This window comes from Desulfosporosinus sp. (assembly GCF_014237355.1).
In the GTDB taxonomy this organism is placed as follows: domain Bacteria; phylum Bacillota; class Desulfitobacteriia; order Desulfitobacteriales; family Desulfitobacteriaceae; genus Desulfosporosinus.
In genome coordinates this window covers 1-22,949 of the sequence record NZ_JABZFS010000002.1, presented here as the reverse complement: position 1 = coordinate 22,949, position 22,949 = coordinate 1, and the positions used below count along the sequence as shown (strand labels likewise).

Sequence of the window (22,949 nt, the reverse complement as noted above, 5' to 3'; positions counted from 1 at the left end):
GAGGATCTATCGCGGTTTAAATAATTTCACTTACCAGAGCAGACCAGTTTTTCCCTTTATAAGCGTTGTAGCCTCGAGTATGAGCATAGCCATATATTTTAAGCCCCATTAAGTCTTTTTCGAAGAGGTAACCATAGGTTTCACCCTTTATTGCAAGCTGGGCAGCGTTGAGGGTTTTTAGATTATCGACAAGGATACCCTTGCGGCTTCGGCAAGCAATGACGTATCCTTCGTTATTGATGATGAATAGATCGCCATTCTTGCTGATTCTAGCCGAATCAATGATATCATAAATAAAATTCCAATTAAATCGTGTAGAAAAATAACCTAATATTTGACCTTCGTCACTTCGAATAGGGCAAGTGTATGCAACCGTATGAGCATTAGCAACTGTAGAGAAATAGAGGTCACTGACCGATATTGTATTTACAGCCTTAGCTTCTTTAAACCAACTTTTCTCAGCCATAGACTGACCGATTAGTTTGTGATGAACACCAGCCGCTACAACTCTCCCTTCTGTATCCAGAACATAGAGGTCAAGATAGACTTCGTAAATATCCACTAGTTTTTTCAAGAGTTTATTAGCCACTATAGATCGATCGGAGTCACTGGAGGTAAAACAGTTCTTTACCTTATCAAAGCCAGCCCATGCTTGGGCATCACAATTACGTTCGAAAAGATTTCGATCAATTTTGTCGATGGTATCATAAGCAACATCCGCTGTTCTGACAGCCATAACTTCATTTGCCTTGGATTGAATGTTTTCGATAATCTTGGTACTTTCTTTGGTTGAAGTTAGGCTGCGTGTAGCTAACTTTTTTATTTCGTCAGCAACGACGCTAAATCCCCGCCCTGCTTCCCCTGCTCTGGCTGCTTCAATTGCTGAGTTTAGAGATAGCAGGTTTGTGTGCTGGGCAATTTGCCGAATAGACTCAATGACTTGCCCCATTTCTTGGTTGGCTTCTTTAAGTTCACTAAGTAGTACGGAAGTATCGATCGCTAGATTCTCATTTGCCATTTGTACGCCTCTTTGCCAATCTTTTATAATTATACGATAGACGTAGGAATTTGCAAGATATTTCTTACCATGAATAGGGTGCCTATAATAGAGTTTAATTATGGTATTCAGGACTTGGGACGGTAAAGGATAGTTTGCTAAACGTAAGTACATCCCCAAACTCAAGAAAGTCGTAATTGCTTGATTGGGCTTTTTCCATGAGTTGAGATATTGGAGTTGTTGTAAGGATTAAATCTTTAGGTTGAAGTAGTTGATCGATAAGGCCGAAGTGCTGGGAATTAAAGCGGATCTCAATATGAACTCCATTTACCCAGGTGAACTGAAGAACATAGGCATCTTTGTGTTCAGTTGCAAACCAATGATAGGTATATTCCGACAAGCCGGATTGGTTAACGGCCTTGACCTCTTCACTAAATTCTTTGACGTAAAGAATAAGTACGTCACGACCATTTTCAAGTTTACCAAAAGCAGATTGTTCAGGAGTATAAGCCCGAGTAAACATTCTGACCCTCCATGCTTTCTTTGTTAATCGATATATTTGATATTATAGCTTATTTAGTTTTCTTATGAAAGTATTAGTTGTTAAGTAGTGTTGTTAAGTAGAGGCTCCTTGAAGGAAACCTTGAAGGAAAAAGGATCTCCAAGCTGGAATTATATACTATCTAGAATTAGACGCCGAAAGGAAGAAGATTATGAGTAATCCTTGTGGAACAACTAAGGCCAATGTCTTTGATAGTACAGAGGTAAACGGAATTCCTGTCTATTTTGGCGCAGGAACTAATCCGGTTAATTCTCCTGCTCAATTCTTTGTTGCTTGGGGCAGAGGAGTGCTGTCAGGTGGTTTAATCCATACATTTAACAGTGAGTCTCCTGAACAAGGGTCCCAGTGGTTTATTGAAGAAGACGAGGCCGAGGCTTGCTATGTCAAGATACAGCAGTTATTGGCAGACAAAAGAGGATGAGCTAAATAGCGCAATTTTGGCCTGCTACGGTTTGAATAATACGTCAAAGCGAACGTTTTTGTCATATTCGTAGTAAACGTTCGAAAAAATGTTGACCTGTAAGGGAATATCTTGTAAAATGAAAAAAGACAAACGAATTAAAATGTTCATATAGTCGCAGTAATAAGGTCTGCAAGTTTCTACCGGACTACCGTAAAATTGTCCGACTATGAGCGAAAGTGTACCTAGGGCTTTGGTCCGAGTGGTACAGGTCCAAAGATTTTATAAGGAAGTGTACTTTCTTTTTTGGATTACACCGAAGGGATAAAAACCCAGGCGGACAGGTTTCACTCAACGTTATTTTGAGTTGAAATCTGTCCGCCTGGGCTTCTTTGTACCAGATAGTACAACTCCATCTTAGTTATCACTTACTTAGATCAAATAAAAACTTGACAGAAATACTTGAAGGGAGGATATTGCGTTTTTATTTGGAGACGATGTTTTTGCTAGTAGCCCTAACTGTTTGCGGTCTTATAATTCAAAGCTAATTATCATCGGAAGTATTAATAATGGTTAAAGATTAAGGAGGAATACATAATGCCTAATAAAGAAATGTTATTGGTTCCAGGTCCTACTCCAGTGGTGGATGAAATATATGAGGCTTTATCCAGTGAAACAATGGGGCACACTGATCCTCGATTTGGAAATATTTTCAAGAACAGCTTAGAGCTAAGTAAGAAAATGTTCAACACGGATGGGGAAGTTTTTGTTATTGCAGGTTCAGGTACTTTGGCGATGGAAATGGCTATTATAAATACTGTTGCTCCAGGAGAAAAGTTGTTGGTCGTAAGCCATGGCTATTTTGGGGACCGCTTTATTCCTCTGGCCAAAGTTTTTGGTATCCAAGTTGAGACTCTTCAAGCGGAATGGGGTCAGCAGATTAGCAAAGAATTAGTGGAAGAAAAATTGGCTGAGGGTGGTTTCAAGGCAGTAACCGTGACACATGTAGATACATCGACGGGTGTCATGGCCAATGTTGAAGAATTGGTTCCGGTTGTTAAAAAAACAGGAGCACTCTTTATTCTTGATGGAGTTTGTGCTTCGGCTGCCCTGGAAGAGGATATGCAAAAAGCATATGGTCATCCGGATTATAAAATAGATGTCGTGTTAACAGGTTCCCAAAAAGCGATTGGAGTTCCGCCGGGACTTGGAATTGTGGCTTTTGGACCGAAAGCACTGGCAGCTCGTGAAGCGATGCCTTCTGTTATGGGATACTATACAGATATTAAGAATTGGCTTCCGGTCATGAATGACCCAGTTAAATATTTTGCTACTCCCCCGGTTAACATGATTGTTGCCTTTAATAAAGGGATGGAACTGGTAATGGCCGAAGGATTGGAGAAACGTTATCGTCGACATTTAGCTCTGGGACGAGCTGTGAGAGCTGGTCTGAAAGCCTATGGTATGAAGCCTCTAGCTTCAGAAGATGTCGCTGCTCCGACATTAAGTTGCATCATTTATCCAGAGGGCCTAAATGATGTAGAGTTCCGATCAAAGTTGGCTTCGAAAGGCGTGATCGTCGCCGGGGCTTTAGCAGCATTAGCTGGGAAGGCTTTCCGAATCGGGCATATGGGAAATGCTACTGAAGAAATGTTTGTTAAAGCCCTCCAAATCGTTGGCGAGACTCTTCAGGAGATGGGATATACCGCTAATATTGATGCAGCAGTCAATGAGTTTAAAGGGATTTATCATTCTGCTTAAAGGGCTTAAATGTTCAGTCCTAGTACATGTTAAATAATGAAAACGAATACTAGTGAAGCAATAAGGCTGCAAGAATTAACTTGCAGTCTTGTTTTACAGTTGAACGAGTTCGCAGGGATTGATTAAGGGTGAATCCTTGAGGGGACAACGCAATGATCGAACGATATATACAAATATATGCATAACGTTCGGAAAATGTATTGACCTCTGAGGAGATTTCTTGTAGAATAAGCTCATGATCGACAAATGAATAGTGTTCATATAGTCGCAGAGATATGGTCTGCAAGTTTCTACCGGACTGCCGTAAATTGTCCGACTATGAGCGAAAGATATACCGCAGGGCCAGTTCCCAGGCGGCAGATTTCTCTCACCAATTTTGAGTTGAAACCTGTTCGCTTGGGTTATTTTTTTGTACTAATGACTTAGAGCCAAATGAGGAGGGGTAAGCATGTTTACCATAACAGATTTAGTTCAACCAGAAAACTTAGCAGAAGCTTATCAGATCTTGACGGATAAACGAAATAATACCATTCTTGGAGGCTGCGCCTTTCTGAAGATGGGTAAAAAACAGATCAATAAAGGAATAGATCTTACGAAACTTAATTTAAATTATATTCGAGAACAAGATGGTTTTATTGTGATCGGCGCTATGACAAGCTTGAGAGAACTTGAAACTCATCCTCTCTTAAAAGAGAATTATAATGGGATACTTCCTAAATCCGTTCGTGACATTATTGGCGTACAATTTAGAAACGGCGTTACAGTGGGTGCTTCAATTTATTCTAAATACGGTTTTTCTGATTTGATCACGGCTATGTTATGCCTGGACACGGAAGTTGAGTTATTTAAGGGTGGAAGAATGTCTTTGGCTGACTTTCTAGCCAGACCGTTAGAAAAAGACCTTCTTGTTCGATTATGGATCCAAAAAACTGTGCGTCAAGCAACTTACTTGAGTTTTAGAAGTTCTGCCAGCGATTATGCAGTGTTAAATGTGGCGGTCTCTAAGCTTGATAATCATTGGACAATTGTAGTGGGCGCTAGGCCGAGTAAAGCCGACATTGCATTTGGTGCTTCCGAAATGCTTGAGCAGGAAGAACTGACGTTAGAAAGGATAGAAGAAGCAGCTCAGAGAGCATCGGAAGAATTATCCTTTGGAACGAATACTCGGGGAACAGCAGTGTATCGTAAAGCCCTTTGTAAAACGCTTGTTAAACGTGGAATAATGGAGGTGGCAGCATGCAAATCGAATTAACGATTAATGATAAAGCAGTTAAATGGGATGTGGCAAATGATGAGCTTTTAGCGGATACCTTGAGATCCCATGGACTCTTGAGCGTTAAAAAGGCTTGTGATACAAGCTGCTGTGGACTTTGTACTATATGGATTGACGGCAAATCAATGCTTTCATGTTCGATTCTTTCTGTACGCGCCCATGGTAAGAAAATCACAACCATAGAGGGACTTCCTCAGGAAGCAGAAGAATTTGCCCGTATACTCAGCGCGGAAGGGGCGGAACAATGCGGTTTTTGCAGCCCAGGTTTTATTATGAGTGTCTTAGCTATGAAAAATGAGTTAGTTAACCCTACGGAGGAAGAGATTATTCACTATTTAACAGGCAACTTATGCCGGTGCACGGGTTATATGGGACAGCTTAGGGCGATCAAGACCTATCTGGGGGTGGCATAGGATGAAAAGCGTTGGTCAAAGCATACGAAAAATTGATGGAATGGCAATCGCTATGGGTAAACCAGTCTATACTGAGGATTTGGCCGTGGCTAATGCCTTAGTGGTAAAGATTTTAAGAAGCCCACACGCTTATGCTAAAATTACGTCCATTGACATTTCAAAGGCAGAGAGTTTAGAAGGGGTGGAATGTATCCTTACCTATAAGGATGTTCCCAACCAGCGATTTACCTTAGCTGGTCAATCTTATCCTGAACCTTCACCTTATGATCGTCTCATACTCGATCAAGTTGTTCGCTATGTAGGGGATGAAGTGGCTATTATTGCAGCGGTGGATGAAAAAACGGCGCTCTTGGCGATGAAAAAGATCAAGGTTGAGTATGAAGTGATGGAGCCTGTATTAGATTTCGAGCAGGCCATAGGGCATTCCTCGGTGGTGCATACTGAAGAGGATTTAAGCTGTAACTTTGATATTGGACTACAAAAGGACCAGAATATTACGTCTTCCTGTCATGAAGAAGTTGGTGATGTGGAAGAAGAATTCAAACAATGTGCCGTGGTGGTCGAGGATGTCTATTATCCACAAGCTCAAGCGCATACTATGATGGAAACCTATCGGTCTTTCACCTATCTGGATCACGTGGGCAGGCTGATCGTACTCAGTTCCACACAAGTTCCTTTTCATATTCGAAGACAATTAGCACGAGCCTTGCAAATCTCCTCTACAAAAATAAGGGTAATCAAGCCTAGAATCGGTGGCGGATTTGGGGGAAAGCAAACTGGGGCAGGAGATATCTTTGCCGCCATTGTAACCTTGAAAACAGGTAAACCAGCCATGATCATTTATGATCGAAAAGAAACCTTTAGCTGTACGACAAGTAGACATGCTATGAGAATATCAGTGAAACTAGGTGCTGACCAAGATGGTTTTATTAGAGCGCTGGATATGCAGGTCTTATCTGATACTGGTGCCTACGGAGAGCATGCTCCAACGGTTTTAGGTTGTGTAGGTCATTACACTCTCCCCCTTTATAATAAAACGAGAGCAGTACGGTTTGATGGAAAAGCTGTATACACTAACAAAATGCCTGCCGGGGCTTTTAGAGGATACGGAGCAACCCAAGGTACCTTCGCTTTGGAATCTACGGTCAATAAGTTAGCAGAACACTTAAAGATGGATCCAACAGAACTTCGTTTAAAAAATATTAGTAAAGTTGGAGAAACCTTTCTTACAGGTCATGGAGTTAGGCTCGGCAGCTCGTCTTTAGATCGGTGTATCGCTAAGGGTAAAGAGCTCATTGGCTGGGAAGAGAAATTCCCAAGTCGAGACGTCGGTAACAACAAAGTTAGAGCGGTTGGTATGGCGATCACGATGCAGGGCTCGGGGATTGCCACTATCGGGACTGCTTCTGCTGAAATTCGCTTAAATGATGATGGAAACGTTACTCTTCTTACTGGGGCAACGGATATGGGAACGGGTTGCGATACTATTCTCAGCCAGATGGCTGCAGAGATTTTAGAGATCCCTATGGAAAAGATTATTGTTAATGCGGGAGATACAGATACTTCTCCCTACGACCCAGGTTCTTATGCTTCAAGTACGACCTATGTAGCAGGGGCGGCGGTCGTAAAGGCAGCAGAGGAGTTAAAAGGAAAAATACTCGAACAAGGCGCAGCATTTTTAGAGGTTACCTTGCAAGACGTTGAATTCGATGGCTCTGGGGTCCGTACCTTAAGCGGGGATCAAGAGATAAGCTTGGCTAAACTAGCGGAACTTACCATCCTAGGTAGGGGAAATCTACAGCTTGTGGGGTATGTTACTCAGGGGTGTGAAGTATCCCCCCCGCCTTATGTTGCCGGTTTTGCTGAGGTGGAAGTTGATCGAGAGACCGGAAAAGTAGACTTAATTGACTATGTTGCAGTTATCGACTGCGGTACAGTAATTAACCCAAATCTCGCTCGTATTCAAGCCGAAGGCGGAATTGCTCAAGGAATTGGCATGGCCCTTTATGAACAGGTAAGGTATGATGAGATCGGAAAAATGGCTACAAACAGCTTTATGCAATATAAAATTCCTACTCGTAAGGATGTTGGGAAAGTGCGTATAGAGTTTGAAGAGAGCTTTGAACCCACAGGTCCCTTTGGGGCAAAATCCATAGGAGAAGTCGTGGCTAATACACCACCGCCAGCCATTTCTCATGCGATTTACAATGCCGTTGGAGTCAGAGAGCATCATTTGCCGATTACACCGGAAAAGGTTTTCTTAGGTATGAAGAAATTGATTTAGGTCTTGATTAAGAATTAGTAGCTCCCTTACTTTAGGTAGGGGAGTTTTTTATTTCATTGTGATTTGACGATTAAGGAGCGTTCTTGGGATATGGATGCTATAATAAATTCATACTGATAGATAAGAGATTCGAGAGGTCGTGGTGTAATGGATCCAAACCATAAATTTAGCAAAGAACAGCTTGTTTCTAAGACCGTAACCCTTCCTCGTTTAAACCGTTTGAGCCCTTCTCTAGAAAGCACTGCCTTGAAAATCATGGAGGAATCTGGAGAGTTAGCGCAAGCAATAGGTAAACTGAGGGGATTAAGTGGAGAACGTCAGCGTATGGAAGAAGCTGAAGCGATGCAGATGGTTGCTCGAGAATTGGTCGATGTAGCACAGACTGCGGTCACGATGATGTTTGTCCTGGAAGAGCAATATGGCATTAATTTGGAAGATATTTTGGCAGAGCATTTAACGAAATTACGTAACAAAGGGTATTGTGATTGACTTACTAGGTTGATTCATAAACAAAGTTTGATGTGATCAAAATCACGATATGTCAGATAGGGATTTGATATACTTTAGATAATAAATAATCGAACTATTCTGACAGGAAGGAGGTTGTTATGTATGCTGACAGGTCAAGCATTAACAACCGCCATGGGTATTTTACCTCACACTAGTTTAACAGAGGCACAAAGATTGGCGCTTAGTTTAGACATCCCCTTTTGGCCGCAGTTACCCCGCTTCCGTTTTAAAGAAGACATGTATGCTCAATTTGCCGAGCATTTCCCTGGAATCATCGTTGATGAAGGAAAACAAAGCCTCCATTTCTCCCATGAACGCTTTGCACAAGAACTTGATGAATACCTGGAAGCTAGCAGTAATACGGATCATTTTGCTTTATCGGAGGAGTCCTCAGCAGCTTTTAATGGCTTTTTGACGCATGATTTGTCGTCTTATAAAATGATTCATGGGCAGACAGTTGGCCCAATCAGTTTTGGACTTAAAATTTGCGATGAAGAACGTAAACCCATGATTTATAACGATTTTGTCCGTGAGATTCTTTACGATTTTCTTACACATAAGATCACTTGGCAATATAATCAGTTAAAACAAGTCCATCCTAACCCCTTTGTATGGTTGGATGAACCAGGCCTAGAAATGATTTTCAACTCCCTTAGTGCTTATACTTCAGAAGTTGCACAGGTGGAGTACAGAGCTTTCTTATCTAAACTGCCGGGCCCAAAGGGAGTTCATTTATGTGGAAACCCTGACTGGGACTTTCTGTTAAAGGCAGACATTGATATTCTTTCGGTTGATGCTTTTAGCTGGGGTCACATTTTGGTACGCTATGTTGATGAGTTAAAAGAGTTTTTGCAACGTGGGAGAATAATATCCTGGGGGATAATCCCCACTTTGACAAGCGAATTAAGTTTAGAGACCAGTCAATCTCTGATAGATCGGTTACTTGATTTATGGAGATTTCTTAATCAGCATGGATTAGATGATCAGCTAATTTATGATCGTTCCTGGTTAGCCCCATCTCGATGCTGTCTAATCAATGGGGATGGAACTGCTAGTATCAAACACTCCTTTGAACTTTTACGTGAAATATCCCAAAATCTAAGACAAAGACTTGGGTAAGGAAAGAATTCGCCAAGATAGGCTGGCCCATGTATCCAGCCTTTTTTCTGTTTAAGTGAATAAAATTTCTCTAATATGGGAAGAGGAATTTATCGGATTTTACCGAATGATGTAGGTAGATGGAAATGTTATTAAACGGAGGGTTCAAGATGAAAAGGATTGCCCTGGTGACAGATAGTACGGCGGATCTTACGGAAGAAGTAAAAAAGGATTGTGATGTCCATGTCATCCCTCTAAAAGTGAGATTTGGAGAGCAGGAGTATACTGATGGTGAACTTTCAAGTGAGGATTTCTATCGGCGGTTAATGGAAGAAAATGTACTTCCGAAAACATCACAACCTACTCCGGAAGAGTTCGAACGTTTATACAGTCAGTTACTAGAGGAATATCAAGAGGTCATCTCTGTGCATATATCCTCAGCACTGAGCGGTACATTCAACGCCGCCTATCTTGCCAAAGAGAAGTTTAAAGAGAAGATTCATCTTGTAGATTCAAAAACCATCAGTCTTGGTGCAGGTTTAATGTTGATGGAGGCTGCGAGAAATATTAAAGCAGGTCATGAAACTGAGTGGATTCTTGAGAGCCTTAAGAAGGCTCGACTAAATATAGAAACACTTTTTACATTAAATACGTTGGAATACCTGCAAAAAGGTGGGCGTATCGGAAAGGTTCAAGGTTTCATGGGAGCTCTTTTAAATATTAAGCCTATTATCAGAGTAGGGGATGATGGAGTATATCATACCTATGGAAAAGCACACAGTCAGAAGAAAGCTTTAGATAATGTTGTCCAGGCTTATAAAGATTTAGCAAAAGGCAGGAAACCAATCCATTTAGTAGTAGTTCATGGTGCAGCACAAAAGGCTGGAGTATATCTAAAGGAAGCTTTAGAATATGCTTTTCAAATACCGACGACTGTCTTTACTCAGGTGGGACCGGTCATAGGAGTGCACACTGGTCCAGGTACAGTGGGGGCTGCTATACAGTTCGAGTAAAAAGCTAGAACCCATGGGATATTACACCCAAGGGTTCTTTTCATATGACTATTTAAGAATCTTTAATAATACTATTATTGGAGAACTATTAAAATAAGGGTTACATCAGGAATTGAGTAGGGCAGAATTTGCATATTTATAAAAGGATTAATTGTGTCAGCAAGAAGGGTGAGTGGATATGGGCTATTGGACGTTAGGGATAGCTATAGGAATTATTGTGTTATTTGGTTATTGGTCAAATAGACGGCGTCTAAAATCAGAGAAAAGACAGAAACCCAAGGTATCTAAAGTCTATCCTTTATCAAAAGCGAAGAGCCAGACTAAACTGCGAAGAGTCAAATAGGGTTAAGCATGTTGATAGGCACCAACTAATGGCTTAACTTCAGTCTCCCATAGTGCTTGAGAGGTTGCAGCATTTAAGTTGGGCTTTTTCATCATGGCTTTCAAGAACTCTTCTTGTTGAGTAGAATTATTATAGTTAGAGATTTGGGTTAAAGCAAATTGTGCAAAGTCTCGAACTAGGAAGCTAAAGATCTCATCAAGCAAAGCTGAAGAGATGGTATGAAGTTTGGAATTTTCCAAGATCAGCTGGGCATAAACGATTAATGTAAACATTTCACCTAAAGCAAGCATATAGTCAATGTTTTTTGATTGCTCCTGACTAGGGCTAGCCTGTTCTAAGAAGGAACGGAAGAGTTCGATTTGTTCTTGGAAGATAATAACATTAGAGACTTGGATTCCTTCGTAAGCCAAGCGGTAGTCAGGGAAACGGACAGAAGCAAGCTTTCCCGCTTTTTGACGGAAAAGGTAGGAATCGTCAGCGATGTCATCTCGTTTAGGAATAGTGGGGTATTCCGTAGGATTAAAGAAATAATTAGACATAAACTTAATTACTAGGGCAATGTTTACATGGGTCGTGCCTTCCAAGCGGGGTATCATACCAATATCACGGATGGCGGTTTCGAAATATGTGTCTTGCTCAAACCCTTTAGCTGCAATTGCATCAAGCAGCATTTCGATAATTTTCATTCCCTGGGTGGTAACTTTCATTTTTTGAATAGGATTATAAAGTAGATAGCGTCTGTCATCATCAGAAGCGGAACGGAAATAATCTAAACTTCTTAAAGCATATAATTTCATCGCAATTAGACGAGCATAGGATTCGGTAAAGATTTTCTGAATATGTGGAAATGCTGTGACCTTCTTGCCGTATAATTCCCGGTTAGAGGCGTGATTCAAAGCTTCATAATAAGCATGTGTGCAAATACCAATGGATGCAAATCCTAATTGGAATTTTCCGATATTAATACTAGAAAGAGCTGAATCCCAAGCCAGAGGACCACTTGATAGGATCTCATCCTGAGTAATCGGATAATCTATAAGTTCGTAATCCCCAACATAGGCGGGACGGACTCCTGATGTTTGAATTTTCTTGATCAATTTGTAATTACGGTGTTGGCTATCAACGACAAAGAACACGTAATCTTTGGTGTCTTCATATTTAGCAAAAGTTGATACAAGTGCTGCTTCATTGGCATTTCCGATATAATATTTGCCTCCGTTCGCTAGGTAGTGTCCGTCATTACTTGAAGATAACGCCATTTCATTGCTGTAAAGGTCAGCGCCATGTGCTTTTTCGGACAAACCGAAGGCAAAGATTGCACCGTCTCTTAATTTTTGAGCGGTTAAGTGTTTGGCCTTTTCATTATCTCCCATCCAAATTGGTCCAAGTCCGAGAATGGAAACCTGGTAGGCGTACTGGTAAGATAACGAATAAAATGCACTAATTTCGTTGAATTCACAGACTCGACTTAAATCAAAACGCGAGTCAGGTGCACCATAACCGGCGGGAGTAAGCAGGGTTGAAAAGACTTGTTCGTTTTTAATAAACTTCAGGAAATCAGTGTACCATCTACTTGCCTGATCATCTTCTTTGATGCTTTTGAGCCCTTTATCTTCGAAGAAATGAATTGTTTTCTCCATTATTTCTTTAGAAGGTGAATCCTTTTGCGGACATTCATAGTTTTGAGGATTAAGTAACAGGGACAATACACCTCACACCTTTCATTTTTACTCGCAAATGAATAATCATTCACTCATTCGTCTCAATTATCTCACAAATCTTAAGAATGTAAAGCAATTGTTTTCAGAATAGTTTAAATTGATTTTTCCGATACTAAGCAAAAATGAAAGCCCTCGTCCAATTGTAGTGAACGAAGGGCCTTTCGGTTATCTATATGATCTGAGAAACTTGTTGTACGATTTGAGTACTCTCTGTAAAACTTTGTATCCCAGCAGTCATTTCTTCAGTTGCAGCTGCCTGTGCATGTGCGACATCGGTTAATTCCTCGACTTGCCTCATAAGATCATTAACTCTTTCGTTAATAGTAGATAAAAGTTTCTTGGTATCATTAACCGATTTCGCACTATTTTCTGCCATTTTTCTTATTTCATCAGCAACGACAGCAAACCCTCTTCCATATTGACCCGCCCTAGCAGCCTCAATAGCAGCGTTTAATCCTAAAAGTCTTGAATTAGAGGCAACATTATTCACAAAGTCAAGAATATTATTAGTTTGTTCAATGAGTTTAATTATTTCTTGGGTTTGACCTTGAACTTCCGATACGCTACCAGAAAGAAGCATTGCTGAGGATGCAAGACTCTCGGTGGAAGCCGAGAGCTGTTCTGCAGAAGCTGAGATATTCTCTGCTGATTCCTGTAAAGCCGTTTGATTTTTCAAGCTTAAAGCAAGAGTTAAAGTACCTATGGTCGTATTATTCGAGTTCTTAATGGGTAGGGTTGAGGATTTAAACGCTACCCCATACACTTCCTTAGGGATTATTCCTCTTTGTAGAGTACCTGTTTGCAACGTAGTCGGAATATTGCCAGCCTTAGGGAAGGGTTTCCCAATTATATCAGCTTGTGCAGACACTGCTTCGGTGCCCATGCAATAATAGAGGAACTTTTCTTTATCAGTAACCGCAATGGTATTATCTATTGGGATTAGTTCATGAAATAAAGACGCCATTTCTCCGATGATTATTAAAAGCTGATTATCACTAAGGGTTGAATCTTCATGATGTAGCATATTAAAACCTCTTTCTTATAGTCTTTATACATGAGTATGATTATTTCTGTTTATCAAATAATAGCATAAAGAAAAAAACTGCGCAATTGTAATAAATTCTGACTAGTTTGAAGAATGTGAGGGAAATTATGAATAATATCAGATATGAACTTGCTACCTTTGCTGGAGGCTGTTTTTGGTGTATGGTGAAACCCTTTGAGGAACTACCTGGAATCATTAGTGTGCTTTCAGGATACACTGGAGGTCACTTGGAGAATCCAAGCTATGAGGATGTGTGTTCTAAAAAGACAGGACATTTCGAGGCTGTTCAAGTCAGGTTTGACCCGGATTCATTATCATATAACTCCTTACTGGAGACTTTCTGGAGACAAATCGACCCAACTAATCCTAATGGACAGTTTGTTGATTTAGGACAAGCCTATAAAACTGCTATTTTTTATCACAATCAGGAGCAAAAGAATTGGGCGGAAAGGTCAAAAGAAGCCCTCGAAAAAAGCAAACGATTTAGGGGTCCTATCGTTACTGAAATTCTACCGGCAACCACGTTTTATCCTGCAGAGGACTATCATCAGGACTATTATAGAAAGTTCCCATTAAGATATGGGGCTTATCGCCAGGGTTCGGGGCGAGATACTTTTCTGAAGGAGCATTGGAGTAAAGATGATCAAGAGAAAGAGGCATTAAAATCTAAACTTACAGTGATGCAATATGAAGTTACTCAGAACAGGGGTACCGAACCCCCTTTTCAGAATGAATACTGGGATAACGACCGAGAGGGTATTTATGTTGATGTGATATCCGGGGAGGCTCTCTTCAATTCTCTGGATAAATTTGATTCGGGGTGTGGATGGCCAAGCTTTTCGAAACCTATCCAGCCAGAAAGGGTTATAGAAAAGCCTGATTTCAGTCATTCGATGAGACGGACAGAGGTTGTAAGCACTAGATCTGAAGCACACCTTGGTCATGTCTTTGCTGACGGTCCGAAGCCCACAGGGCTGCGCTATTGTATTAATTCAGCTTCCTTGCGGTTTATTCCGAAAGAAAATTTAACTGAAGAGGGATACGGAGAGTACCAGAGGTTTTTTGATAACAATCTGAAAGAATAAATTCGTATTATATCAAAACCTCCTCGGTTATGACCGAGGAGGTTTTTGCGCAAAAAGTTTTACCAATTGTTACGTGGAGTAGGATGGAAACAATCCCGACAATATACAGGCTTCTCTCCAGACGGACGAAACGGTACTGTCGTTTCCTTCCCGCACGTAGCGCAAGTAGCAGGGAACATTTCCCGTTCCTGACGGTTATATCCCCCAGAAGACCTAGTCTGAGCCTTTTTGGCTGCACGACATTGAGGACATCTTCCTGGCTCGTTCGTAAACCCTTTCTCAGCAAAAAACTCCTGTTCTGATGCGGAAAAAACAAATTCCTGACCACAATCCCGACAAGTCAAAACCTTGTCATTAAACATAAAAACACCTCTTTTAGCTAGAACTTCCTGATGTTATACACCGATATTATAGAGTATAACCAAGTTTCATTTTTTTATCATTGTTTCGTTCACTCGGAGAGGTCGATACGTTTAATAATCACTCAAGTTGACCGAGGTAATTTCGGGGGAGTATAATTATTTACTTAAGTAACTCAAAATTCTAAGATGAATACAAGCCAGTCAATTAGGTCAAATAATTAAAGAACCTAGTTAGACAGAATAGGAGTAAACTTGTGCGCAAACAATTTGTGGTGATTGGTTTAGGTCGATTCGGAACTAGTGTTGCAAGAACCATTAGTGAGCTAGGACATGATGTTTTGGCTATTGATAAAGATGAAACTATGGTTCAGGCTATAATGAACGATGTAACTCAGGCTGTACAGGCCGATGCTCGCGATGAGGAAGTCCTTCGAACGTTAGGAGTTAGAAATCTAGATATAGCGGTAGTAGCCATGGGGGATGATCTTGAAGCAAATATTCTGATCACTCTTATGCTAAAAGAAATGGGTATTCCGTATGTCATTGCTAAGGCCCAATCCACTCAACACGGAAAGGTGTTAGAAAAAATAGGGGCAGATAAAGTCATCTATCCAGAAAAGGATATGGGAATTCGTGTAGCTCACAATCTAGTGACTTCTAACGTCATGGATTTTATTGAATTATCTCCCCAGTATAGTATTTTTGAGATTCTTGCTTCCTCACATTTTATAAACAAATCACTGGGAGAATTAGATTTCAGAGCGGTTTATGGAATCAGCGTAATAGCTATCAAAAAGACGGAAGACGAAATTATCATTGCTCCAGGAGCAAATGCTGTAATTAACCATGGAGACATTCTAGTTATAGTAGGAAATAAAAAGTTACTTGCAAAATTACCGGATTGATTCCAGTAATCTGTTCAAATAAAGAAGGACGCAACACCAAATAAAAGGGTGGTTATTCCAGCGGCAATTAACGATAGCTTTAACTTTGATCGGGCATACTCCATCACGGGCAGATCAAGGATTGCACAAAGTGTTATGGAATTATCACTCAGGGGAGAGGCAAAAGCTCCGAAGGTGCCACTAGCAAACACAGCCCCGATGACAAGGATGATATTAGATCCGGTCTGATGAGCAAGGGTTACAGCAAGGGGCATCAACAATCCCCAAGTTCCCCATGACGACCCTATAAAATAAGAGAGCAAGCTGCCTAAGATAAATACAACGGGGGCTATAAAGGCTGATGGAATCCAGCCTACTAGATTTGATGTAATATAACTTGAGAAACCTAAGTCTTCTGAGACTGCTGATAAGGCCCAAACTAACGTAAGCATAAGGATAACCGAGATCAATTCATTGCCCCCATCAATGAAATGGTTGACTAATTTCGCGATACTATAGCGTTGGATAAAGAAAAAAATTAAGGAAAGAATCAATGTAATGAACAAGGCCTCGAGCATAACTCCAAGGGCGTCAGCTTTAACAAAGGCATCAAAGAAGCTACTTGCTCGGGCATGTCCATCCCACCAACTTAAAAAAAGAGTCATAATTAAGACGATACTAAGGGGCATTAAAAGGTTTAGAGGCTTACTGGGGATTTCCTTTTCGAAGGCTTGTATGCATTTTTGTAGTTCTTCCTCTTCTCGCTGTTCTTCAGAATTTCCAATTAAATCGGCATTGGCAGATTGGCTCATTTCCTTAAAAAAGCTAAAGTAAATGCCTATTCCTATTATAACTAGTGAAAAAAAGTTAAAGGGTATACTCTTGATATAAACACTGTAGGGGGATTCATTAATACCTATTTGCTGCATCGCTGTCCCAATCAAAGAGACCATATAACCGACAAAGGCCGTGGCAACAGGCACGAGCGCAACAACAGGATTTGAAGTGACTTCAATCATAAAACCGATTTTCTGAGTAGATAGGGGTAATCTCCTTTTTAGAAGTTTCATGATAGGTGCAATTGTTACAATTCGAAAATTTGGATTATTAAATGTACCAATTGTCGAGAGCCATATAAGTAACATTGCTGACCGTTTGGTTTTAACTTTGCGTCCTACTAGGTCGACAAAACCTTTTATTCCTCCCGTAATCCTAGTTAAACTGATAAGGCCAGCAAAAACGTAAAGAAAGATAATAATCCTAATATTATTCGGCTGTACAAGATTGTTTATAAGATAGGAGATAAGGGTCTTAATTCCACCAAATAGATCCGGCTGTACAAGGTAACTTCCTAATATTAAACCGGCGAACAGTCCTGGTTGAACTTGTTTGGATAGGATAGCTATTGGAATAACGACTAGAAATGGTAAAAGTGAAATCCATGAGGCTTCCATACATGCTCCTGCTTTCTGAGTTTTCTTCTATTTATATATTATCCCCTGAATGGCAATGCTATTATTAGAAGGATTTAGCTAATTATTACCGAATTAAATAGGGATATAGTATTTTCACATTTAAATTTCTATGTAGATAAGGAGATTTTGTTTTGGAAAGACCACAAAGTAATCCTAGTCGAATGGTAGTTATTGAAGATAAGAAGAGCGGTGAGCGTTTTTTAGTTGACCTGTTAAGAGGTCAAACCTATGACAAAGAACAGTATACGAAGATTACTTATGAAGTACCTCTAAAGAAAGAATTCTGGGATCTACCGCGCTTAACCAAGTCAAAATGAAATACATCAGAAAACCTAAATTAACCCGTCATACAATTAAGGCATTAAGGCACTAGCTCCATTGCTAGTGTCTTAATTGTATACAGCGGTCTAATTACTTTAATCACTACCTGGAAAGATGAGATACGAAAAAGTATCCCTAATCTAGTTGAAGACGCTTGAAAGTAAGCATATTACAATGGATTAAGAAGTATCTAGCATAATATTGAGAATGTTTAAAATATTTGGGGATTTAGCTTTACTTACCCGCCTATGGCCCTTATAATGTTTACAAAAGATACAAAAAATGAGGGATAAACATGAGTGCCGGAGTCCATGCTGTCACAACAAGTATTATTCCACAATGGAATCGTGAACTCTTATTTGAAATCTTGGATAATATCCATGATGTAGTACTAGTTATTGATTCGGACACTACAATTGTCTATGCTAATGAGGCTTATGCAAAAATTTTAGGGGTTCCCGTGGCCAAAGTTCTAGGCCGAAGACTAGACGTAATCGAACCTGACTCACCAACTATCAGAATGCTGCATACGGGAAAGCCAAGTAGAGGGAACGGTTATGTTGAATCTCTAGACATTAATGTAGTGGGTAGCTCTTTTCCTTTATATAATGGAAATAACATCATTGGGGCAGTCTCAATCTTTAAAAATATTTCAGAAGTGGTTGAGCTTAATCGGGAATTACAGCAAACTAAGGGTGTTGCAGATTATTTGAAAGAGCAGTTAGAACAATGGGAGCACCTTCCTATGTCCTTCAAAGAATACGTAGGACAGAACAGTCGGTTAAAGGAAACCCTGGTGTTAGCAGCTAAAGTAGCACTAACTGAAAGCACAGTGTTGATTCTTGGTGAAAGCGGAGTGGGCAAGGAAGTTCTGGCTAGGGCAGTTCATAATTGCAGCCGACGTAAAGATAAGCCTATGATTAAGGTCAATTGTGCTGCCATACCGGAGGATTTAATAGAAAGTGAACTCTTTGGCTATGAAGAGGGAGCTTTTACAGGAGCTAAAAAGGGAGGCAAACTTGGTAAGTTTGAATTAGCTCATAGTGGTACAATATTTCTAGATGAAATAGGCGACATGAGTATTACTATGCAGGCTAAATTATTACGTGTATTACAAGAAAAGGAATTTGAACGTGTCGGTGGTACAAAGACGATCAAAGTTGATATACGTGTGATCGCAGCCACCAACCGTGATTTAGAAAGCATGATCGATAAGGGGACCTTCCGTCGTGACTTGTACTATCGTTTGAATATAGTTCCTCTCCATTTAACTCCTCTTCGTGAGCGGAAAGATGACATATTAGAGTTAGCCAAAACATTTCTCAAGCAATTCTCGCGGGAAGTGGGGCATGAACTTAATCTATCCCCACAAGTAGTAAGGTTCCTTCAGCAGTATGAGTGGCCCGGTAATATTAGAGAGTTGCAAAACGTATTAGAACATGCAAGCATTGTATGTAGCGGTACCACGATTGAAGTTCGTCATTTGCCGGCGCATGTAATTGCTGTCAATAATGAGAATTCAAGCATTGAGGATAAACCCTACGATGTAAAAGAAATTATAGGTAGGATGGAAAAGGAATTAATTCTATCAGCATTAGCTACTTATAATAATAATCGTACCCAGGCTATGAAAGCGCTAGGTATTTCCAGGAGAGCTTTTTATGATAAGTTACGTAAATATGGTATCGAAGATTGATCAGGCAGGGGAGAGGATGAGCTTTTATGAAAGTCACATCCTCTTTTGGCTTCTGCAAGTCGCTATCGATTAAGTGAGATTTTAGATGATATATTAAGTAAACGATATCCTTGATAGAATGTATCTATACTATACATTCTTAGGATTTGAACAAAGAATCCCTTAGTAATAGAAAGCCATGTCAGAATTTTTTAAGGGAGCAAAAACAGCCTAGATATGAAAAAAGGGTGTGTCTTTTTTAAAGGCCCACCCCTTTTAGTTCAAAGAAACGCAACTTTCACTAATAAGGGTATGGTAAGTTGTGGAAATGAAATATCCCTGGGTTGATTAAGAGGTAATGGCACAATAATTGCAACTATTAAAATAGTATAATCATTCTGAATATTTTGATAGAGGGAGAGGGTGTGTATAGGTTAATCAATTAATTACACAGTAGATTGGATAGGTATCGCTTAGAAGTAATATATAAAGTAAACAACAATGATCAATTAGTGTATGCAAGTGATACATTCGAACAGTCTAAGTTTAGAAAAAAGCTAAGGCAGAGGACCGATTATAGGAATTCTAAAAGGAATAGGGATTAGGCACAAAATTTGCATAAATTATAAAGTGAATATTCAAAATTTACAAAATATTATATTAAACAAGTAATTAAAAGGGGGGAATCTGACAATAAACCGTTCTAAGAAAAATGAGCTTGGAAAACAGTGTCCTTGAGAAAATGAAAGAGGTGCAAACACGAAATGAAACGAAGAAAAAGTATATGGCTTATTCTTACACTAATCATACTCCTGGTGGTCTCAGGTTGTTCCAAACCGTCTAACAATACTCCTTCCTCATCTTCTGAACCTAGCGAGGAAATCAAGACGATAAACATCGGGTACACAGGACCTTTAAGTGGCGGTGCTGCTTTATTTGGTAAGGAAGTAACTGAAGGTTTGGATATGGCTGTTGATGAAATAAATGAAAAAGGCCTTATGGTTAATGGGCAAAAGTATAAAATTAATCTCGTAAAACTGGATGATCAATACATGCCTGATAAGGCTGCAACGAATGCGCGCAGGCTGAAATCAGAATTTAATGCTCCTGCAGTTTTCATTCCGCACAGCGGCGGTGCTTTCGCTCTCCAACAATTCAATGAGACGGATGGATTTCTGATTATGGCTTATACCAGTGAGCCTAAGATTGCTCAAGCAGGTAATAAGTTGACTGTACAAATGACTTCTCCATACAATCTTTATCAAGAAATTTACTCTAAGTTGGTAATGGATAAGTTTGGAAAAAAACTAGCCCTTATTCCTACTACTAGTCAATATGGTAAGGACTGGACCTCTGCAATGGTGCCTGCTTGGGAAAAGTTAGGCGGAACGATTGTAGCCAATACCCCAGTGGATTATAACAAAGAAGCCGACTTTAATACCTATGTCAGTAAGGCCCTGGCAGCAAAGCCAGATGTGTTGTTTGTAGGAGGTCCGTCACAGCCAACCGCTTTGGTTATTAAGCAAGCTCGACAGCTTGGTTTCAAGGGTGGATTCGTTGTTATGGACCAAGCTAAAGTAGAACAAATGGCCGCTATAATACCGATGACAGATTTAGAAGGGGCTATAGGTGTTACTCCGGTTTTCCAATACCCTAGCGATGGAGCCCTTCCTTTTGTAGAACGCTTTAAAGCTAAATACAATGGTAAAATACCAGCTTGGGAAGCGAGCAAAAACTATGACCACATGATGCTATTAGCCAGAGGAATCGAAAAAGCTGGAAATGTTACAGATGCTGTCAAGATCTTTGAAGGAATGAAGGCTGTAACGCCAATAACGGACGCATCTGTCACAACACCCATACCTGGAATTGCTGCCGGGGGAGGATCAATGACGCCGGGAGTAGGGATTATGATCGAAAATGGCAAGTATGGTAAACCATTTATTATTCCGAATCCTGCAGATACTACAGGATATAACCTGGAAATGATGAAGAAGCAAGAGGCCAAAAGTTAGAGACTAGAAGCCAAAAGGCCTGAAAGTCCCTAGACAACTTGATGTAAAGCCTCAAATTAATATCTATTATGTCTTAGCCACGGTAAGCTTAGGGGGCCGTCATGGCGCTGAAGCTCTGACGGTCCTTCCTAGTTCTATTATTTGGAAAACAACAGTACAGGATGGATTAATCTGTCCTGGAGAGGATTGGGAAGGGGTGGCTCTATGGATTTATTGATACAACAGGTTGTCAACGGATTCACTTTAGGAAGCATTTATTGCCTGGTAGCCTTAGGACTCACTCTAATCTATGGCATCATGGAGGTGCCGAATTTTGCCCATGGACATTTATACATGGTTGGCGGGTATGTTACCTTTTTCATGATGACGTTATATGGTATTAACTATTGGGTGTCAGGTCTGATTGCCGGAATTGTTTTAGCTGTACTTGGTATTCTATTAGAAAGAATAGTCTTCAATCCCATGCGTAACAGTCCTAGTACAAATAAATTCATAGCGGCCGTAGGGGCTATGATGTTTATTGAGGCTGTCGCTCGGGTGCTTTGGGGGTCCGATTTCCGGAGTATTCCAGCAATCTATGATAATGTGGTCATGATTGGCGGGGTTCGACTGACCGAACAACGACTAATCATCATTGCAGGAGCGGTCATTTTAATGGTAGCCCTGTATGTGTTCCTAAAACATACACTCATTGGATCCACCATTGAAGCTATGGCGCAAAACAGGGACGGTGCCAGTCTCGTTGGTATTGATGTCAATCGAGTGGCGATGCTGACCTTTGCCGTAGCCTCCCTTTTGGCTTCAGCAGCAGCCTCATTATCAGGGCCGATTTTTTTAGTGTATCCTTCTATGGGTGCGCTGATTATCATGAAGGTCTTTGTGATTATTGTCATTGGCGGGATGGGAAGTATTCCAGGAGCCGTGCTCGGAAGTTTCATCTTAGGTATGACGGAGAGCTTAGGTGCGACCTATATTTCCAGTAACTATAAAGATGTTATTGCCTTCGCTATTCTAGTTTTAATCCTCTCGATCAAACCCTCAGGCCTTTTTGCAAAGGGAGGGCATTAACCATGGACTTAATTAAAAAAATGTATAAAACTAAATATATCGCCTATTTAGCTGTTTTTGCGCTGGCCATCGCCTTTCCCTATATAAGCCCTAATCGATATTACCTAACCGTCGTGACCCTAGGCTTTATTTATGCCATTGCGGTCTATGGATTAAACCTAATCGTCGGTTATTTAGGACAGCTTTCTCTAGCCCAAGCCGGTTTTTTTGGACTGGGAGCCTATACCTCCGGTCTGCTCAGTTTAAAGCTGGGACTGTCGTTCTGGTTATCCCTGCCGATTGCTGCTGCAGTAACCACCATCGTGGCCTTACTGGTAGGGTTGATCTCCTTTCGAACTCGGGGACATTACTTTGTCATCCTGACGTTGTGCATTGGTGTTATCATTCACTTAGTCATTGAAAAATGGGATAGTTTAACCGGAGGAGTTCGAGGTTTAATCGGAGTCCCTATACCGTCCAACATCGGGCCCATTGAATTTAAATCCCTGGAATCACAGTATTATCTAGTTCTCGTCTTTTTGATACTAACCATCTTTGTCATGAGTCGAATCGTTTCCTCCCTTGTCGGTCGAACCTTCAAATCGATTCGTAACAGCGAAGAATTAGCAGCTACCCTGGGGATTAATGTCATGAAAAGCAAGTTA

The 22,949-nt window shown here is 40.5% G+C and carries 21 protein-coding genes and 2 riboswitches; of the genes, 15 read left to right on the top strand and 6 right to left on the bottom strand.

All coding sequences use genetic code 11. The features are described from left to right. Window positions 1-16: 16 nt before the first annotated feature. Both HGJ98_RS00125 and HGJ98_RS00120 read right to left on the bottom strand, forming a co-directional pair. On the bottom strand, window positions 17-1,018 hold the full coding sequence (locus HGJ98_RS00125; protein WP_291348960.1) for a methyl-accepting chemotaxis protein: 1,002 nt from the start codon (window positions 1,016-1,018) through the stop codon (window positions 17-19). A 94-nt stretch (window positions 1,019-1,112) separates the two neighbouring features. Next, window positions 1,113-1,520, bottom strand: a complete 408-nt coding sequence (locus HGJ98_RS00120; RefSeq protein ID WP_291348959.1) for a hypothetical protein — start codon at window positions 1,518-1,520, stop codon at window positions 1,113-1,115. 190 nt (window positions 1,521-1,710) lie between these two features. Here HGJ98_RS00120 and HGJ98_RS00115 point away from each other — a divergent pair, with 190 nt between their 5' ends. The 8 genes from HGJ98_RS00115 to HGJ98_RS00080 all read left to right on the top strand — a co-directional run bounded on the left by HGJ98_RS00115 (window position 1,711) and on the right by HGJ98_RS00080 (window position 10,311). Next, the gene (locus HGJ98_RS00115; RefSeq protein WP_291348958.1) at window positions 1,711-1,980 is read left to right on the top strand and encodes a hypothetical protein; all 270 of its coding nucleotides are present in this window, start codon (window positions 1,711-1,713) and stop codon (window positions 1,978-1,980) included. Window positions 1,981-2,106: 126 nt separating this feature from the next. Further along, window positions 2,107-2,209, top strand: a riboswitch (purine riboswitch). Between the two features lie 347 nt (window positions 2,210-2,556). Then, complete coding sequence (locus HGJ98_RS00110; RefSeq protein ID WP_291348957.1) at window positions 2,557-3,720, top strand: alanine--glyoxylate aminotransferase family protein; 1,164 nt, start codon at window positions 2,557-2,559, stop codon at window positions 3,718-3,720. A gap of 237 nt (window positions 3,721-3,957) precedes the next feature. Continuing rightward, a riboswitch (purine riboswitch) is annotated at window positions 3,958-4,059 on the top strand. Window positions 4,060-4,168: 109 nt separating this feature from the next. Next, window positions 4,169-4,972, top strand: a complete 804-nt coding sequence (locus tag HGJ98_RS00105; protein ID WP_291348956.1) for an FAD binding domain-containing protein — start codon at window positions 4,169-4,171, stop codon at window positions 4,970-4,972. Beyond that, the gene (locus HGJ98_RS00100) at window positions 4,957-5,406 is read left to right on the top strand and encodes a 2Fe-2S iron-sulfur cluster-binding protein (RefSeq protein WP_291348955.1); all 450 of its coding nucleotides are present in this window, start codon (window positions 4,957-4,959) and stop codon (window positions 5,404-5,406) included. Before HGJ98_RS00105 ends, HGJ98_RS00100 begins: the two co-directional genes overlap by 16 nt. Window position 5,407: 1 nt before the next feature. After that, a complete protein-coding gene (locus HGJ98_RS00095; protein ID WP_291348954.1) occupies window positions 5,408-7,690 on the top strand; it encodes a molybdopterin cofactor-binding domain-containing protein in 2,283 nt (760 codons plus the stop codon). A gap of 147 nt (window positions 7,691-7,837) precedes the next feature. Next, a complete protein-coding gene (locus HGJ98_RS00090) occupies window positions 7,838-8,179 on the top strand; it encodes a MazG-like family protein (RefSeq protein ID WP_291348953.1) in 342 nt (113 codons plus the stop codon). Window positions 8,180-8,302: 123 nt separating this feature from the next. Further along, window positions 8,303-9,319, top strand: a complete 1,017-nt coding sequence (locus tag HGJ98_RS00085) for a hypothetical protein (RefSeq protein WP_291348952.1) — start codon at window positions 8,303-8,305, stop codon at window positions 9,317-9,319. Window positions 9,320-9,468: 149 nt separating this feature from the next. Continuing rightward, a complete protein-coding gene (locus HGJ98_RS00080) occupies window positions 9,469-10,311 on the top strand; it encodes a DegV family protein (protein WP_291348951.1) in 843 nt (280 codons plus the stop codon). A gap of 345 nt (window positions 10,312-10,656) precedes the next feature. On the opposite strand, the gene HGJ98_RS00075 is transcribed toward HGJ98_RS00080, so the two are convergent. Continuing rightward, window positions 10,657-12,294 carry an acyl-CoA dehydrogenase gene (locus HGJ98_RS00075; RefSeq protein WP_291348950.1) on the bottom strand — a complete coding sequence of 546 codons (1,638 nt, stop codon included), beginning with the start codon at window positions 12,292-12,294 and terminating at the stop codon, window positions 10,657-10,659. A gap of 250 nt (window positions 12,295-12,544) precedes the next feature. Then, on the bottom strand, window positions 12,545-13,399 hold the full coding sequence (locus HGJ98_RS00070) for a methyl-accepting chemotaxis protein (protein ID WP_291348949.1): 855 nt from the start codon (window positions 13,397-13,399) through the stop codon (window positions 12,545-12,547). Window positions 13,400-13,527: 128 nt separating this feature from the next. On the opposite strand from HGJ98_RS00070, the gene msrB reads away from it, so the two are divergent. Further along, on the top strand, window positions 13,528-14,505 hold the full coding sequence (msrB, locus tag HGJ98_RS00065; RefSeq protein ID WP_291348948.1) for a peptide-methionine (R)-S-oxide reductase MsrB: 978 nt from the start codon (window positions 13,528-13,530) through the stop codon (window positions 14,503-14,505). A 59-nt stretch (window positions 14,506-14,564) separates the two neighbouring features. Here msrB and HGJ98_RS00060 read toward each other — a convergent pair whose 3' ends face one another. Next, entirely contained in the window at window positions 14,565-14,867 is a 303-nt protein-coding gene (locus HGJ98_RS00060) for a zinc-ribbon domain containing protein (protein ID WP_291348947.1), read from the bottom strand. Between the two features lie 254 nt (window positions 14,868-15,121). Here HGJ98_RS00060 and HGJ98_RS00055 point away from each other — a divergent pair, with 254 nt between their 5' ends. Then, window positions 15,122-15,772: a TrkA family potassium uptake protein gene (locus HGJ98_RS00055; protein WP_291348946.1), complete on the top strand. Its 651-nt coding sequence runs from the start codon at window positions 15,122-15,124 to the stop codon at window positions 15,770-15,772. A gap of 14 nt (window positions 15,773-15,786) precedes the next feature. On the opposite strand, the gene HGJ98_RS00050 is transcribed toward HGJ98_RS00055, so the two are convergent. Further along, window positions 15,787-17,205, bottom strand: coding sequence for a Na+/H+ antiporter NhaC family protein (locus HGJ98_RS00050; RefSeq protein ID WP_291348945.1), 1,419 nt, complete (start codon window positions 17,203-17,205; stop codon window positions 15,787-15,789). Between the two features lie 152 nt (window positions 17,206-17,357). Here HGJ98_RS00050 and HGJ98_RS00045 point away from each other — a divergent pair, with 152 nt between their 5' ends. The 5 genes from HGJ98_RS00045 to HGJ98_RS00025 all read left to right on the top strand — a co-directional run. Then, window positions 17,358-17,543 carry a hypothetical protein gene (locus tag HGJ98_RS00045; protein WP_291348944.1) on the top strand — a complete coding sequence of 62 codons (186 nt, stop codon included), beginning with the start codon at window positions 17,358-17,360 and terminating at the stop codon, window positions 17,541-17,543. A gap of 299 nt (window positions 17,544-17,842) precedes the next feature. Beyond that, window positions 17,843-19,243 carry a sigma 54-interacting transcriptional regulator gene (locus HGJ98_RS00040; protein ID WP_291348943.1) on the top strand — a complete coding sequence of 467 codons (1,401 nt, stop codon included), beginning with the start codon at window positions 17,843-17,845 and terminating at the stop codon, window positions 19,241-19,243. 743 nt (window positions 19,244-19,986) lie between these two features. Continuing rightward, entirely contained in the window at window positions 19,987-21,237 is a 1,251-nt protein-coding gene (locus tag HGJ98_RS00035; RefSeq protein WP_291348942.1) for an ABC transporter substrate-binding protein, read from the top strand. Between the two features lie 204 nt (window positions 21,238-21,441). Next, the gene (locus HGJ98_RS00030; protein WP_291348941.1) at window positions 21,442-22,305 is read left to right on the top strand and encodes a branched-chain amino acid ABC transporter permease; all 864 of its coding nucleotides are present in this window, start codon (window positions 21,442-21,444) and stop codon (window positions 22,303-22,305) included. A gap of 20 nt (window positions 22,306-22,325) precedes the next feature. Beyond that, window positions 22,326-22,949: branched-chain amino acid ABC transporter permease (locus HGJ98_RS00025; protein ID WP_291348940.1), on the top strand; the 624-nt coding region annotated here is incomplete at its 3' end.